We start from the raw sequence: 13,775 nt of genomic DNA on the forward strand, positions 1-13,775 counted from the left end.
ACCTTCAAAACGAAGTTGTGGACTGTTTTTTGCTTTTCAGACGACCTTTACTACTTCTAAAAGGTCGTCTGAAAATCCGTCTACCCTAAAGCCACTTTTTCAGCTACCCTTCCCCTATTATTTTCCTCCACTTCCCAAGGAGTTCCCCATGAACATCGCCATCACCGGCGCCAGCGGCAACATCGGAGGCATGGTCGCCCGTCATCTGAACACACGCGGACTGCCGCTGATTCTGCCGCTGCGCAACCCCACCAAAGCGCCCGCCCTGCCGAACTGCGAAGCGCGGCGGTTTGCCTATGACGATTTGGAGCTTGCCAAGCAGGCGTTAAACGGGGTGGAGGTGCTGTTTATGGTGTCCGCTGCCGAGAGCCCGACGCGCGAACAAGAGCATTTGACTTTGGTGCAGGCTGCTTCGGAAGCGGGCGTGCAACATATGGTTTATCTCTCTTTTGCACAGGCGGCGTTGGACAGCACCTTCACACTGGCGCGCACCCATGCGGTTACTGAAAATGCGATCCGACAAACCAATATGCGCTACACCTTTCTGCGCGACAATTTTTACAGTGAGATGATGGCAACGATTGCCAACGCAGACGGCATCATCGCAGGCCCAGCCGACGACGGGCGCGTTGCCTGCGTTTCGCAGCGCGATGTCGCCCAAGCGGCGGCAAACGTCATCGCCGACATCGCATGCGACAACCACCGCCACGACAATCAGACCTACACGCTGACAGGTTCCCAATCATTAAACTTCGCTGAAATAGCCGCCGTCCTAACCGAAATTACCGGCAAACCACACCTCTACCACAACGAAACCCTAGAAGAAGCCTTCGCCAGCCGCAAAGCCGCGTACCCTGACGCGCCCGACTGGCAGATTGAAGCATGGGTTTCCACCTACACCGCCATTGCCAAAGGCGAACTTGCCGCCGTTTCAGACGACCTGCCGAAATTGTTGGAACGTGAGCCGCGCCGCTTTGTCGAAGTTGTAAAGGACATTTATGATGCAGCCTGAACACAACACCCCCTTAATCGAATTCAAAAACGTCAGCAAACGCTACGACAGCCACACCGCCGTGAACGAACTGAACCTCACCATTTACCAAGGCGAGTTTTTCGTGTTGGTGGGCGGTTCGGGCAGCGGCAAATCCACTACGCTGCGCATGATTAATGCATTGACCGAGCCGACCGACGGCGATGTTTATTTCAACGGCAGGCGTATCAAAGATTACGACATCCGCGGGCTGCGCCACCGCATCGGTTATGTGCTGCAACAAATCGCCCTGTTCCCCACCATGACCGTGCGGCAAAACATCGAGCTGATGCCCGACATTTTGGGCTGGGACAAACCGAAGCGCACATCGCGCGTGAACGAACTGCTCGAGCTGGTCGGCATGCCGCCCGAAACCTACCTAAACCGCTATCCGCACGAACTCTCCGGAGGCGAACAGCAGCGCATCGGCATCCTGCGCGCCATCGCCGCCAAACCCGACATCTTGTTGATGGACGAACCCTTTTCCGCCCTCGACCCGCTCGCCCGGGCTTCCCTTCAGGAAACGGTTTCCCTGATTCATAAAAAACTCGGCACCACCATCGTTTTCGTTACCCACGACATGAACGAAGCCGCCAAGCTCGCCTGCCGCATCGGCGTGATGCAACAAGGCAGGCTGGTGCAGGTCGATACGCCGCAGGATATTCAAAACCATCCGGCGGATGATTATGTGCGCTCCCTGTTCGGCGCGGCTCAGTCCGAAAATACCGCCTCTGCTGACGAAGTTATCAACCTTTACCGCCGTTTGGACGCGGACGGCAAAGCGCGGGTAAGGGAACACTGGGCAAAAGAAGGAAGCGAAGAAAATTAGAAAAAGGGTCGTCTGAAAACGTAAAAATGGTTTGAGGCAGCTTGCGATATTTGTTTGAACGCTGCCGAAACGTCGTTTTCAGACGACCTTTTCCCAATCCGTATCCTGATATTGTTATAATCCGAGCTGTCCGGACAACCACCGATTTATATCCATATGAATACCTTCATCCTCCACGACACACGCCCTTATCCGCAGACTCCGGTTAAAAACCATTTACTGATAAACGCCTCCCTGCTCGCACACGGCACGACCGCCGCGACCCGCAAGATCGCCGTGGGGCAGTTGCAAACCGAAATCCGCAGCCAGCTTCATCAAAACTACTACGTCAACTTGTCCGTCGCCATGACCATGGCGCCCGATGTAGAGACTTACAACGCGCTGATGCAGAGTATCAACCAAGTCTTATCCGCCGAAAACGACGACGAAGCCCAATGGTTTGCCCTGCCCGTCGTCATCGTCGCCGGCTGCAAACAGGAGCGCACGCTGCCCCTGACGCTGCCTACCGAAGCACTGACCGCCTGCCTGTCCAACTATCCCCACTTGCGCGCTTTAACGCAAAACACCCAATGGCTGCCCTTCCTCGCTCATTCAGACGACCTAAGCGGCATCACGCCCGAACAGTGGTGGAATGCGAAACAAAACAGCGAATCCGCCGCCGCGTTCCTGCAAACCTTTGAAGACAAACCGCTGATCTGCCCCGAAGGGCAGTCCGTCCACGTCGTTTACGCGCTGGGCTACGGCGACAAAAACCTGCAAACCGCCTTGGGCGTCAACCTGCAACAGGCTGGCCTGCCGCTGATGCAGGTTTGGCAGGAAAGCCTTGCCGCAGTCGGCGTTACCCTCTTCACTAACCCGCTGTCTCCGAACACCCCGCTCCAAGCCCTGACCGACGGCAGCCACACCCGTCAGCGCATGGCGATGGACGTGTTCGCCACCAACGCCATCCGCGCCATCCGTATGCAGAGTCCGCGCGTCGGCGTCGTCATCGCCGCAAGGGTGGGCGGACAGATTCTGTTCGGCTTCAACGCGACCGACAGCGCGTTTGAAGTCGTCCCGCAAGTGTTCGTGTGGAACCTTTCGTCTTCCGACAACATCGCCGTCATCCAACACAACTTCCTCGACCTGATGGCAGAATGCCGCGTCGAGCATATCCGCATTCTGCACGACGTTTTGCCGGAAAATGCCGACCTGCCGACCTACGCGCAATCCCTGTCCCTGGACGGACACAACCCATTCTTCTCCGAACACGCCTAAACCGCCTATGAAAAACCATTCCGTACTCTTCGTCTGCCTCGGCAACATCTGCCGCTCCCCCATGGCGGAATACGTCCTGCGCCACCGCGCCCGCGAAGCAGGCGTAGCCCACCGCGTCCGCACCGACAGCGCTGGCACATCCGGCTGGCACGACGGCGAAAACATGCACCAAGGCACGCGCAAAATCCTCGCCGCCCACGGCATCGACTACCAAGGTTTTACCAGCAGCAAAGTGCGTTCCGAAGATTTCGATGAATTCGACTTCATCATCGCCATGGACGACAACAACCTTGCCGAACTGGAAAAAATGTTCGGCAAACACCCCGACAAAATCTTCAAACTCACCGACCTCATCCCCGAAAGCGGCTACCGCCACGTCCCCGACCCGTGGTACACCGGCGACTTTGACGAAACCTTCAGGCTTGTGGATGCAGGCAGCACCGCGCTGCTGAAAAAGCTGGGTTTGGTTTGAATCGGTTGACAGCGTTTAAAGTTGAACGCAACGCAGTAAAAAAGGTCGTCTGAAACCTCAAATTTGGGTTTCAGACGACCTTTTTCCCTATCTTTATAGTGGATTAAATTTAAATCAGGACAAGGCGACGAAGCCGCAGACAGTACAGATAGTACGGCAAGGCAACGCCGTACTGGTTTAAAGTTAATCCACTATATCTATGCCGAATTATGAGGGCTGTCCGATTTTCCTGACCTTTTTAGCATGCAAACACGCAATAATCACCAAACAGGAGACAACGAAATATACACCCGAAACAAACATAAACAGCATAGACATCAAGCCTTGCCCCATATCACCGCAGCAAAGCGGCGTCGAATTGCTCCAATACAAAAACAAATAGGCGCCATTAAGAATCGATGTCGCCAAAAGAGTGGTAAGAATATATCTCTTGAAATAAAGATAAGGCAGGCATAGGAAAAATTGCACCAACAAACCAAACCCGGCCATCTCAAGCGCCTCCTTCGGTTCATTCGCCCCTAAATCAAAATATTGCGCCCAAGCATAAGACCATAAGGTCATAACGATGACAATCACAACAGCCGCGCTCAACAAAGAAAAAATCCGCTGTTGCCTGTTTTGAAATTGAAAAAACACGATACGTCCAAACCTCCTCAGAGCGGCACTTTCAAGCCCATTGATATTATAGTGGATTAAATTTAAATCAGGACAAGGCGACGAAGCCGCAGACAGTACAGATAGTACGGAACCGATTCACTTGGTGCTTCAGCACCTTAGAGAATCGTTCTCTTTGAGCTAAGGCGAGGCAACGCCGTACCGGTTTAAAGTTAATCCACTATAAGGGTTCGATTTTTATTCAAAACCCTTATTCAGTCAACATGACGCCACTGATTTCAACCTGCCTTTTCAGACGACCCCTCGGTCTTTTGCACAACAACACCATCAAACCGCACTCGCCAACCCCATGCGCCTTGGTTTCCTATACAATATCGCGCAATACAAACCTACCCTACCACCATGTCCAAAAAAATCCTCATCATCACCCCGAGCTGGATCGGCGATTGCGTCATGACCCAGCCGCTTTACCGCCGCCTGCACGAACTCCATCCCGGTTGCACCATAGACGCATTTGCGCCCAAATGGTCGATGGCGGTATTCGAGCGCATGCCCGAAATCAGCCGCGTTATTGAAAACCCGTTCGGACACGGCGCGTTGGAGCTGAAAAAACGCTGGCGCATCGGGCGCGAACTGGGCAAACAGGGTTACGACCAAGTCATCGTCCTGCCCGGTTCGCTCAAATCCGCCCTCATCGCCTTCGCCACCGGCATCAAGCAGCGCACCGGCTACGTCGGCGAATCGCGTTATTTTTTATTGAACGACATCCGCAAACTCGACAAAGCCGCCCTGCCCCTGATGGTCGACCGCTACACCGCCCTCGCCCACCCGACGCAGGCGGACTTTAACGGACATTCCGATAACCCGCGTTTCACCATTTCCCCCGAAAGCCGCGCCGCCGCGCTTGCCAAATACGGATTGAACACCGACAAACCCGTTCTCGCCTTCTGTCCGGGCGCGGAATACGGCCCCGCCAAACGCTGGCCCGCGCGCCATTTCGCTGAACTCGGCCGCCGCTATCTGGCGGAAGGCTGGCAGGTTTGGCTGTTCGGCTCGCAAAAAGATTTCGACATCGCCGAAGAAATCAACCGACTTTCAGACGACCTCTGTACCAACCTTTGCGGCAAAACCAACCTTTCCGAAGCGATTGACCTGCTCTCCTGCGCCGACACCGTCGTCTGCAACGACAGCGGCCTGATGCACCTCGCCGCCGCCCTCGACCGCAAACTCGTCGCTGCCTACGGCTCGTCCAGCCCCGATCACACCCCACCCTTGAGCCAAAAAGCCAAAATCGTCAGCCTGCACCTCGAATGCTCGCCCTGCTTCAAACGCGAATGCCCGTTGGGACACACCGACTGCCTGAACAAACTCACGCCGGACATGGTTCAAAAAGCAGCGGAGGAATTGGCGCAAACGGAATCTGAATAAGCCATCAACCGACAAATTCTAAATCTGCAACAAAACCATACGACAAAAGGTCGTCTGAAACCTTATTCCGGTTTTCAGACGACCTTTCAGATGCTCAAAATCTGGGTATTTAATCTTGCAACGCGGTGGCGATTTCGTTGCGCAGTTTGTTTAAAAACCTGCCGTGGCGCACCCATTGGGCGGCGGATTCGTGGTCTTTCGCTGCAAAGGCCGTCCGCAAATCTTGATACAGCTTGTCTTGCTCGCGGCTGATTTCTTGATCCAACGCGCGCAGGGCTTCGTTGTTTTGCTCCATTTGCGCATCCATCAGCGTTTCGCGCCATTCCATTTGCTGCATGAGAAATTCAGGAGCAAAAGAGGTATGCTCCGGCGCATCGGCGTCTATGCCCAACGTTTTCAGCAGATACGCGGCGCGGTCAATGGGATTTTTCAAGGTACGGTAGGCATCGTTGATGGTGGAAGACATCATCACTGCCTGCTTTTGCTCAAAAGCGGAGGCTGAAGCGAATTTATCGGGATGGAAACGGGCAGCCAAAGCGCGGTAGGTTTGCTCCAAGCTTTCGGCGTCGATATCGAAAGCGGGTTCAAGCTGGAAGAGTGTGAAATATTGGGACATGGCGGGATAATTAATGTGAAATTTTCGGCAGAAACCTGATTTTGCCTTATAATCCGCTGATTCTTAACCAAAAGGACTGAATATGAGCAGTAAAGTGCAACACAATAAAGGCAAAATACGCGACAATGCCTTAAAAGCCTTAGTGAAATCCGATTTATTCCGACACAAGGTCGAACGGAAAAGAAAAGGCAAAGGCAGCTACAACAGACAGGAAGCGAAAAAATGGCGGGACGGTTTTGATACTGTCCCGCCGTTTTTATATCTTAAACGTGGAAGCTCTCGCCACAGCCGCAAGAGTCTTTGACATTCGGGTTTTCAAATTTGAAACCTTCCTGCAAGCCTTCTTTGGTGTAATCGACTTGCGTGCCGTCCAGATAAACCAAGCTTTTCGGGTCGATATAAACGCGCGCGCCGTGTTCTTCGAAAACCAAGTCGTCCTCGTTCGCTTCATCGACAAATTCAAGGTTGTATGCCATGCCCGAGCAGCCGCTGGTTTTCACACCCAAGCGCACGCCCAAGCCTTTGCCGCGCTTGGTCAGGTAGTTGTTGATGTATTTGGCTGCGTTTTCTGTGATGGTAATCAAAATATTTGTCCTTTTTATATAGATTGAAAATACTTGTTTTCAGGTCGTCTGAAACTTGAGTTAACTTTTTGGCAACCTGCGGCGCCGCTGACGATACAGCAACACAGCCCAAATCAGCCAAACACCCAGCCAAACGGGGAAGAGTGCTAACAGACTGAGCCAGCCATAAATACTGCCTGTCCAATCCACGGTTAAGCGGCGTACGAAATGCAGAATCCAATCCAGTCCGAGAGGCTAAATATACCCGTGCAATTTCGCCCCGTATCTCAGGACGCAAAGACAAGATTTCCACTTCGATATGGTTTAACCCAATCGGCGTATCCGCGCAGTCCAAACAGCGGATATCTATCCGCCGCCGCGCATGTGCTGTTCTTTTGCTTGTGCTTTGTAGCGTATAGACCTGATAAGTAATGTCGTCAGGCGAGGATTCCACACTTGCCGCATGCAGTTTCGCCTGCCCGGATTCACGCTCAATCGTGATAAGGGGCGGTTGACTGTTTTGGAGCGCAACATAGGATAATTTTACCCGTGCACCTTCTTTTAAAACAATGCTTTGTGCAGGAGGATAGTAATTCACCACCGCAAATAAAGCATATCCGACCAGCAGTATCAAACTATATGCGTAAAACAGTATTTTCGCGATACCGCATTTACCCATTTATCTAACCTTGTTCAATTTTCCGTTGCCTGTCGCTGCTGCGCCCAAGCAACGGCAGCCTGCATGGCTGCCCGAGCCTGCGGACTGTTTTTCCAACAGGTCGAGCCGGTCAATTTCGCGCCCTGTTCCAAAACATCGTCCAAATCCGCTGCCGCCAGCGTGGCAACATCATCCAAACCCATTTGCTGCAAACGCTGCAATACGGTTTTACCTATGCCTTTGACGGCAAGCAGGGATTGGGCTTCTTCATCGGTAAAAGGCATTTCGTCTCCTTCGATTTTGCAGACGTATCGACTAAATATAAGCCTATGGCTTATCGCCCTCTCCCTAACCCTCTCCCGCAGGGAGAGGGGATAGATTGGCAGGTAGTCCCAAATTTGGCGGCAACTTTAAAAGGATTAGGTTTCTGTGTCCTTGTCTTCCTCCTCTGAGTGAGAAGGGAACAAGCCTTCGAGTTTACTTTTTCCGGAAACCCTAAGACTTTCAGGAGTCCTATGAATGTCTACCGACAAAGCACCCACTAATCGGATTATTTGTTTTCCTGACGTTTGCGGTAGTCGGCAACAGCCGCTTTTACCGCATCTTCAGCCAAAATGGAGCAGTGGATTTTCACAGGCGGCAGTTCCAATTCTTCAGCAATTTCGCTGTTTTTGATTGCCAGCGCGTCATCCAGGCTTTTGCCTTTGACCCACTCGGTAATCAGGCTGGACGAAGCGATGGCGGAGCCGCAGCCGTAAGTTTTAAATTTCGCATCTTCGATGATGCCTTCGTCGTTCACTTTGATTTGCAGGCGCATGACGTCGCCGCAGGCCGGCGCGCCGACCATACCGGTGCCGACAGACTCGTCGTTTTTGTCGAAAGTACCGACGTTGCGGGGGTTTTCATAGTGGTCAATTACTTTATCGCTGTATGCCATGATGTGGTTTCCTTAATGTTTTTTAATGGTTTCAGTGGTTTGTTTGCCGATTTTCAAACGGCCTGAAGTTTAGATTTTGCACGCGCCGCCTTCGCAGCCGTCATCGTTTTCCGAATCGACGCCGCCTTCCACGGTAACGCCGTCAAAATCTTCAAGCAGGTTATCGAGATTGTCCAAATCTAAATCTTGTTCGTTCATGGGTTGTATCCTTGATTTTAATGTGGTGGCTTTTAGGTCGTCTGAAAAGGTCTTTTATGGATTTCAGACGACCTTTTTATTTATAGGTAGGTTGGGTTATTAAACCCAACATTTCGGGTAGATTGATAGGCTTGTTGGGTTTTCAACCCAACCTACGCTTGCTATTACAATTTTTCATCAGCCATTTACAAAAGCACATTCCAAAATTGTTTGTGTTTTCCCGTTAACATTAATCGGTTTCAGTTTTGCTTGCAGGGTTTCGTATTCTTCTAAAATCAAACTGTATTTTCGAACAGGGCGGTACTTGCCTTTTAACACTTTGCGTGCCTGTTCCGGCGGTACATCCAACAACAAACGGGTGTAGCTGTAACCTGCAGTTTCTAATTGGAATGTCTGGCTGATATGAACCACAGGCAAGCCATAGTAAGTACCGCTGAGTTTCAAACGGGTTTGATCAAGAATGAACTGTTCTCCATCTTCACTAAACTCTGCGCGGTGCAAAGTCATCGGCGGGTGCGCAAGATCACGGTAAGCCTTTGACAGATTGACTCTATTGGGATAATTCAACCGCAGGTTTTGATATTTAGAGTCCTTATCACTCCAGTCGTGGCTTACATCACTAAATGACTCCAACAGGTTTACCAAACGTTTATCGAATTGGCAGCCATTTTCAAATGATTTAAATATAGTTGACCAATCGGGTTGTGTCTGTGCTGAAACCAGCGGGGCAGAACATAGCATCAGACAAGAAAGTAAGTAGCGTGTTTTATTTTTTATAGTCATTTTTAGTATTTTTCTGGAAGAAGGTCGTCTGATAAGGTCTTTGGGGATTTTCAGACGACCTTTTTCTATTTATTAAGTAGGTTGGGTTGTTACCCAACATTTCGGGCAGATTGATAGGCTTATTGGTTTTCAACCCAACCTACACTTGCTGCTTTTGCAAGTTAAATACTTACAGTACGTACACTACCTAATTGCAAACTTCCTAACATTTCACCATTTGTGATCGTCTCAATATTACTTTTAATAACATCAACTCCCACATTAAAAGGATCACTTATTATCTTATTGAATGGAATACCTTGAGAAAATTCCCCACCATATATTTTTAATGGGGAATTCTGAGAAAAGGGATGTAAAGACTGAGAGCTGCCATTCCATATATGTGCAAATTCTTTTTTAGTAGCAAAATTCTCAAGAGATTTTTGTAAAGAAGAAATATGATCTTCATTAGCATAAATAGCTATATGTATCGCATTGGACAAATCATTGCCTTTAACCCATGAGTTAGCTTTATTTATGTCCAAATCTATTAAACTGCTCCTATGAGCTATCCACATATACATATCACTAGGAAAATTATTTTTTCTTGGTAGTTTATATAAGTCGTAAGTTTGCATTATTCACTCCAAATTACATGAAAATTAATTGTAGGCTAATTAATTGATTCTAGGCAGCCTGAAAACCACTAAATCAATGCGCCGCCCATTCAATCGAGTTCAAATCAATCCCGTCTTTGAACATTTCCCACAGTGGCGACAGTTCGCGCAGTTTGCCGATTTTGGATTTGATCAGTTCTGCGGCAAACTGTACTTCTTCTTCGGTGGTCATGCGGCCGAAGGTGATGCGCAGGGATGAGTGCGCCAGTTCGTCGTTGCGGCCGAGCGCGCGCAGGACGTAGCTGGGTTCGAGCGAAGCGGAGGTGCAGGCGGAGCCGCTGGATACGGCGAGTTCTTTTACCGCCATAATCAGGCTTTCGCCTTCGACGAAGTTGAAGCTGACGTTCAGATTGTTCGGGGCGCGGTGTTCGAGGTCGCCGTTGATATAGACTTCTTCGATGCCTTCGATGCCTTTGAGGAAGATGTCGCGCAGTTTGCGGTAGTGCGCCATGTCTTGCTCGAGTTCTTCTTTGGCGATGCGGAAGGCTTCGCCCATGCCGACGATTTGGTGGGTCGGCAGGGTGCCGCTGCGGAAGCCGCGTTCGTGTCCGCCGCCGTGCATTTGGGCTTCGAGGCGGACGCGGGGTTTGCGGCGGACGTACAGTGCGCCGATGCCTTTGGGGCCGTACACTTTGTGGCCGGACATGGACAGCAGGTCGATTTTGGCGGCTTCGACATCGACAGGCACTTTGCCGCAGGCTTGGGCGGCATCGACGTGGAAAATGATTTTGCGTTCGCGGCAGATTTCGCCGATGGCGGGAATATCTTGCACGACGCCGATTTCGTTGTTCACCCACATTACGGAAATCAGGATGGTGTCGTCGCGGATGGCGGCTTTGAGTTCTTCCAAATCAATCAAACCGTTTTCTTGTACGCCGAGGTAAGTTACTTCAAAGCCTTGGCGTTCGAGTTCGCGCATGGTGTCGAGCACGGCTTTGTGTTCGGTTTTGACGGTGATGAGGTGTTTGCCTTTGGTTTTGTAGAAGTTTGCCGCGCCTTTGATGGCGAGGTTGTCGGACTCGGTCGCGCCACTGGTGAAGACGATTTCTTTGGGATCGGCGTTAATCAGGGCGGCGATGTCGGCGCGGGCTTTTTCGACAGCTTCTTCTGCTTCCCAGCCGAATGCGTGGCTGTTGGAGGCGGGGTTGCCGAAGGTTTCGGTCAGATAGGGAATCATTTTTTCGGCAACGCGTTTGTCAACAGGAGTGGTGGCGGCGTAGTCGAGATAAACGGGGGTTTTGACGGTCATGGTTTGCTCTTTCTTTTTCTGTAATGTACTTAATGGATATGTGTAAATTGGATGACGTGGCTGCCGTCATCGCTGTTTTTCTGTTCGATGATGCTTTGTAGGGTAACGCTGCTGAGGTAATCGTTGATGGTTTTGTTCAGGTTTTCCCAAAGGTCGTGCGTCAGGCAAGGCGCACCGTGGTGGCAGTTGGCTTTGCTGCTGCATTGGGTGGCGTCCAGCTTGTCTTCGGCGGCGGAAATGATTTGGGCGATATTGATTTGTGCGGGAGGGGCGGCGAGGATGTAGCCGCCGCCGGGGCCGCGTAGGCTTTCGACCAGCCCGGCGCGCCGCAGTTTGCTGAATAGTTGTTCGAGATAGGAAAGCGAAATGCTTTGGCGTTCGCTGATGGCGCTGAGTTTGACAGCGCCGGTTTGCGCGTTCATCGCCAAATCGATCATGGCAGTAACGGCAAAACGCCCTTTTGTGGTCAGTCTCATGGTAGGTGCCTGTGTCGGCTTTTTTATAGTGGTGCGATTGTCTAATATCTGAGTGATTCAGTCAAGTATATTCGGGCGTCTTCCGATTGTTTGTTTAAATGGCTGGGCGAATGGATTTTTATCTGCCTGAAGATTTCTCTTTTTTTATCTGAAACTTGAATCCGAGGTCGTCTGAAAAGTGCTATTACCCTGCTTTTGGCGGGGTTAAAACCATTTGCTTTATAATTGCGATTGATATAGATTATCTAATTCATACTAAATCATTATGGTATTGCAAAAGGTCGTCTGAAACCGCCCTGCCCGTTTCAGACGACCCAAGCCATAAGCAACCCCTTAACAGAGGCAATCAACAATGAAACGCGATTTGAGCAAAATGACCTGTATCGAAGACCTGCGCCTTGTCGCCAAGCGCAAGATGCCGCGCATGTTTTACGATTACATCGATTCAGGTTCTTGGACGGAAACCACCTACCGCGAAAACACTTCGGATTTCAAAGACATCCGCTTCCGCCAAAAGGTATTGGTCAATATGGAAGGCCGCAGTTTAGAGACTAAAATGATCGGTCAGGATGTGAAGATGCCGGTGGCGATTGCGCCGACGGGCTTTACCGGCATGGCACACGCCGACGGCGAAATTTTGGCGGCGCGTGCGGCGGAGAAGTTTGGCATTCCTTTTACGCTCTCGACCATGTCCATCTGCTCGATTGAAGACGTTGCCGAAAACACCAGCGCGCCGTTTTGGTTTCAGCTTTATGTGATGCGCGACCGCGAGTTTATGGAAAACCTGATTAAGCGCGCGAAAGATGCCAAGTGTTCGGCATTGGTATTGACCGCCGATTTGCAGGTTTTGGGGCAACGCCACAAAGACATCAAAAATGGCCTGTCCGCGCCGCCGAAACCGACCATCGCCAATTTAATCAATCTGGCGACCAAGCCCGAATGGTGCATGAAAATGCTGAACACGGAACGCCGCACGTTCCGCAATATCGTCGGACACGCCAAAAACGTCGGCGATTTGTCTTCGCTGTCTTCGTGGACTTCCGAACAATTCGACCCGCGCCTGAGCTGGGACGATGTTGCCCGAATTAAAGATTTGTGGGGCGGCAAGCTGATTATCAAAGGGATTATGGAACCTGAAGATGCGGAAAAAGCAGCGAAAAGCGGCGCGGACGCATTGGTCGTTTCCAACCACGGCGGCCGCCAGCTCGACGATACCGTATCCTCCATCAAAGCCTTGCCCGACATCGTCAGCGCAGTCGGCAGCGACATCGAAGTCTGGATGGACAGCGGTATCCGCAGCGGTCAGGACATCCTCAAAGCATGGGCCTTGGGCGCGAAAGGCACGATGATAGGCCGCGCGTTCCTCTACGGCTTGGGCGCATACGGCGAAGAAGGCGTTACCCGCGCGCTGGAAATCCTGTATAAGGAAATGGACATATCCATGGCGTTTACCGGTCACCGCAATATTCAGGACGTCGACGCCAGCATCCTACAAAGCACGCGCTGGCCTGATGACAAATTCTGATGTTTCATACAAAAAGGTCGAGACCTTTGCAAAATTCCCCAAAATCCCCTAAATTCCCATCAAGACATTTAGGGGATTTCTCATGAGCACCTTCTTCCGGCAAACCGCACAAGCCATGATCGCCAAACACATCGACCGCTTCCCGCTATTGAAGTTGGATCAGGTGATTGATTGGCAACCGATCGAACAATACCTGAATCGTCAAAGAACCCGTTACCTCCGAGACCACCGCGGCCGTCCCGCCTATCCCCTGTTGTCCATGTTCAAAGCCGTCCTGCTCGGACAATGGCACAGCCTCTCCGATCCCGAACTCGAACACAGTCTCATCACCCGCATCGATTTCAACCTGTTTTGCCGTTTTGACGAACTGAGCATCCCCGATTACAGCACCTTATGCCGTTACCGCAACTGGCTGGCGCAAGACGACACCTTGTCCGAATTGCTCAAACTGATTAACCGACAACTGGCCGAAAAAAACCTAAA

18 protein-coding genes and 2 pseudogenes are annotated in these 13,775 nt (G+C 51.2%); 10 read left to right on the forward strand and 10 right to left on the reverse strand.

The genetic code is table 11. From position 1 onward, the window contains the following. The first annotated feature begins 148 nt into the window (after positions 1-148). The 5 genes and pseudogenes from HMPREF1028_RS06970 to HMPREF1028_RS14690 all read left to right on the forward strand — a co-directional run. On the forward strand, positions 149-1,012 hold the full coding sequence (locus tag HMPREF1028_RS06970; protein WP_009312122.1) for an SDR family oxidoreductase: 864 nt from the start codon (positions 149-151) through the stop codon (positions 1,010-1,012). Then, positions 999-1,859, forward strand: a complete 861-nt coding sequence (locus HMPREF1028_RS06975) for an ABC transporter ATP-binding protein (RefSeq protein WP_009312123.1) — start codon at positions 999-1,001, stop codon at positions 1,857-1,859. Before HMPREF1028_RS06970 ends, HMPREF1028_RS06975 begins: the two co-directional genes overlap by 14 nt. A 156-nt stretch (positions 1,860-2,015) precedes the next feature. After that, positions 2,016-3,116, forward strand: a complete 1,101-nt coding sequence (locus HMPREF1028_RS06980) for a hypothetical protein (protein ID WP_009312124.1) — start codon at positions 2,016-2,018, stop codon at positions 3,114-3,116. Positions 3,117-3,123: 7 nt separating this feature from the next. Then, positions 3,124-3,588 carry a low molecular weight protein-tyrosine-phosphatase gene (locus HMPREF1028_RS06985; RefSeq protein WP_009312125.1) on the forward strand — a complete coding sequence of 155 codons (465 nt, stop codon included), beginning with the start codon at positions 3,124-3,126 and terminating at the stop codon, positions 3,586-3,588. A 94-nt stretch (positions 3,589-3,682) separates the two neighbouring features. Further along, a pseudogene (locus HMPREF1028_RS14690) lies at positions 3,683-3,788 on the forward strand (IS5/IS1182 family transposase); the annotation flags it as partial. Positions 3,789-3,795: 7 nt separating this feature from the next. Here the strand turns inward: HMPREF1028_RS14690 and HMPREF1028_RS06990 are convergent. Then, complete coding sequence (locus HMPREF1028_RS06990; protein ID WP_036529403.1) at positions 3,796-4,224, reverse strand: hypothetical protein; 429 nt, start codon at positions 4,222-4,224, stop codon at positions 3,796-3,798. 47 nt (positions 4,225-4,271) lie between these two features. Here HMPREF1028_RS06990 and HMPREF1028_RS15505 point away from each other — a divergent pair. Both HMPREF1028_RS15505 and waaF read left to right on the forward strand, forming a co-directional pair. Continuing rightward, positions 4,272-4,334: pseudogene (locus HMPREF1028_RS15505) on the forward strand (transposase); the annotation flags it as partial. A gap of 271 nt (positions 4,335-4,605) precedes the next feature. Then, entirely contained in the window at positions 4,606-5,631 is a 1,026-nt protein-coding gene (gene waaF / locus HMPREF1028_RS06995) for a lipopolysaccharide heptosyltransferase II (RefSeq protein WP_009312127.1), read from the forward strand. Between the two features lie 109 nt (positions 5,632-5,740). Here the strand turns inward: waaF and hscB are convergent, their stop codons facing one another. After that, positions 5,741-6,247: a Fe-S protein assembly co-chaperone HscB gene (gene hscB, locus HMPREF1028_RS07000; RefSeq protein WP_009312128.1), complete on the reverse strand. Its 507-nt coding sequence runs from the start codon at positions 6,245-6,247 to the stop codon at positions 5,741-5,743. 82 nt (positions 6,248-6,329) lie between these two features. Between hscB and HMPREF1028_RS13565 the strand changes: the two genes are divergently transcribed. Continuing rightward, complete coding sequence (locus tag HMPREF1028_RS13565) at positions 6,330-6,551, forward strand: alternative ribosome-rescue factor A (RefSeq protein WP_009312129.1); 222 nt, start codon at positions 6,330-6,332, stop codon at positions 6,549-6,551. On the opposite strand, the gene iscA is transcribed toward HMPREF1028_RS13565, so the two are convergent. From iscA to iscR, 8 genes are all read right to left on the reverse strand, one after another. Then, positions 6,511-6,831: an iron-sulfur cluster assembly protein IscA gene (iscA, locus tag HMPREF1028_RS07005; protein ID WP_009312130.1), complete on the reverse strand. Its 321-nt coding sequence runs from the start codon at positions 6,829-6,831 to the stop codon at positions 6,511-6,513. The genes HMPREF1028_RS13565 and iscA overlap by 41 nt on opposite strands. 672 nt (positions 6,832-7,503) lie before the next feature. Then, a complete protein-coding gene (locus HMPREF1028_RS07010; RefSeq protein WP_003779183.1) occupies positions 7,504-7,752 on the reverse strand; it encodes a recombinase RecA in 249 nt (82 codons plus the stop codon). Between the two features lie 266 nt (positions 7,753-8,018). Further along, complete coding sequence (gene iscU / locus HMPREF1028_RS07015; protein WP_003674559.1) at positions 8,019-8,405, reverse strand: Fe-S cluster assembly scaffold IscU; 387 nt, start codon at positions 8,403-8,405, stop codon at positions 8,019-8,021. 69 nt (positions 8,406-8,474) lie between these two features. Beyond that, on the reverse strand, positions 8,475-8,603 hold the full coding sequence (locus HMPREF1028_RS15710; protein WP_002234986.1) for a hypothetical protein: 129 nt from the start codon (positions 8,601-8,603) through the stop codon (positions 8,475-8,477). Positions 8,604-8,780: 177 nt separating this feature from the next. Next, positions 8,781-9,386, reverse strand: a complete 606-nt coding sequence (locus HMPREF1028_RS07020; protein ID WP_036529409.1) for a hypothetical protein — start codon at positions 9,384-9,386, stop codon at positions 8,781-8,783. A 161-nt stretch (positions 9,387-9,547) separates the two neighbouring features. Continuing rightward, the gene (locus tag HMPREF1028_RS07025; RefSeq protein WP_009312132.1) at positions 9,548-10,003 is read right to left on the reverse strand and encodes a hypothetical protein; all 456 of its coding nucleotides are present in this window, start codon (positions 10,001-10,003) and stop codon (positions 9,548-9,550) included. Positions 10,004-10,076: 73 nt separating this feature from the next. Further along, on the reverse strand, positions 10,077-11,291 hold the full coding sequence (locus HMPREF1028_RS07030) for an IscS subfamily cysteine desulfurase (RefSeq protein ID WP_009312133.1): 1,215 nt from the start codon (positions 11,289-11,291) through the stop codon (positions 10,077-10,079). A 29-nt stretch (positions 11,292-11,320) separates the two neighbouring features. Continuing rightward, positions 11,321-11,767, reverse strand: a complete 447-nt coding sequence (gene iscR, locus HMPREF1028_RS07035) for a Fe-S cluster assembly transcriptional regulator IscR (RefSeq protein ID WP_003764827.1) — start codon at positions 11,765-11,767, stop codon at positions 11,321-11,323. A gap of 352 nt (positions 11,768-12,119) precedes the next feature. On the opposite strand from iscR, the gene HMPREF1028_RS07040 reads away from it, so the two are divergent. Beyond that, positions 12,120-13,292 carry an alpha-hydroxy acid oxidase gene (locus tag HMPREF1028_RS07040; RefSeq protein WP_009312134.1) on the forward strand — a complete coding sequence of 391 codons (1,173 nt, stop codon included), beginning with the start codon at positions 12,120-12,122 and terminating at the stop codon, positions 13,290-13,292. Between the two features lie 82 nt (positions 13,293-13,374). Beyond that, positions 13,375-13,775 (forward strand): IS5/IS1182 family transposase (locus HMPREF1028_RS07045; protein WP_009312135.1); only part of this gene is annotated, 401 nt, incomplete at its 3' end.

Source organism: Neisseria sp. GT4A_CT1 (assembly GCF_000227275.1).
Lineage (GTDB): Bacteria > Pseudomonadota > Gammaproteobacteria > Burkholderiales > Neisseriaceae > Neisseria.

Coding starts and splice junctions, on each gene's coding strand:
- HMPREF1028_RS13565 (WP_009312129.1), top strand. CDS start 6,330: ATGAGCAGTAAAGTGCAACACAATAAAGGCAAAATACGCGACAATGCC.
- iscU (WP_003674559.1), bottom strand. CDS start 8,405: ATGGCATACAGCGATAAAGTAATTGACCACTATGAAAACCCCCGCAAC.
- HMPREF1028_RS06980 (WP_009312124.1), top strand. CDS start 2,016: ATGAATACCTTCATCCTCCACGACACACGCCCTTATCCGCAGACTCCG.
- iscR (WP_003764827.1), bottom strand. CDS start 11,767: ATGAGACTGACCACAAAAGGGCGTTTTGCCGTTACTGCCATGATCGAT.
- HMPREF1028_RS15710 (WP_002234986.1), bottom strand. CDS start 8,603: ATGAACGAACAAGATTTAGATTTGGACAATCTCGATAACCTGCTTGAA.
- waaF (WP_009312127.1), top strand. CDS start 4,606: ATGTCCAAAAAAATCCTCATCATCACCCCGAGCTGGATCGGCGATTGC.
- HMPREF1028_RS07030 (WP_009312133.1), bottom strand. CDS start 11,291: ATGACCGTCAAAACCCCCGTTTATCTCGACTACGCCGCCACCACTCCT.
- HMPREF1028_RS07020 (WP_036529409.1), bottom strand. CDS start 9,386: ATGACTATAAAAAATAAAACACGCTACTTACTTTCTTGTCTGATGCTA.
- HMPREF1028_RS07040 (WP_009312134.1), top strand. CDS start 12,120: ATGAAACGCGATTTGAGCAAAATGACCTGTATCGAAGACCTGCGCCTT.
- HMPREF1028_RS07025 (WP_009312132.1), bottom strand. CDS start 10,003: ATGCAAACTTACGACTTATATAAACTACCAAGAAAAAATAATTTTCCT.
- HMPREF1028_RS06970 (WP_009312122.1), top strand. CDS start 149: ATGAACATCGCCATCACCGGCGCCAGCGGCAACATCGGAGGCATGGTC.
- HMPREF1028_RS07010 (WP_003779183.1), bottom strand. CDS start 7,752: ATGCCTTTTACCGATGAAGAAGCCCAATCCCTGCTTGCCGTCAAAGGC.
- HMPREF1028_RS06985 (WP_009312125.1), top strand. CDS start 3,124: ATGAAAAACCATTCCGTACTCTTCGTCTGCCTCGGCAACATCTGCCGC.
- HMPREF1028_RS06975 (WP_009312123.1), top strand. CDS start 999: ATGATGCAGCCTGAACACAACACCCCCTTAATCGAATTCAAAAACGTC.
- hscB (WP_009312128.1), bottom strand. CDS start 6,247: ATGTCCCAATATTTCACACTCTTCCAGCTTGAACCCGCTTTCGATATC.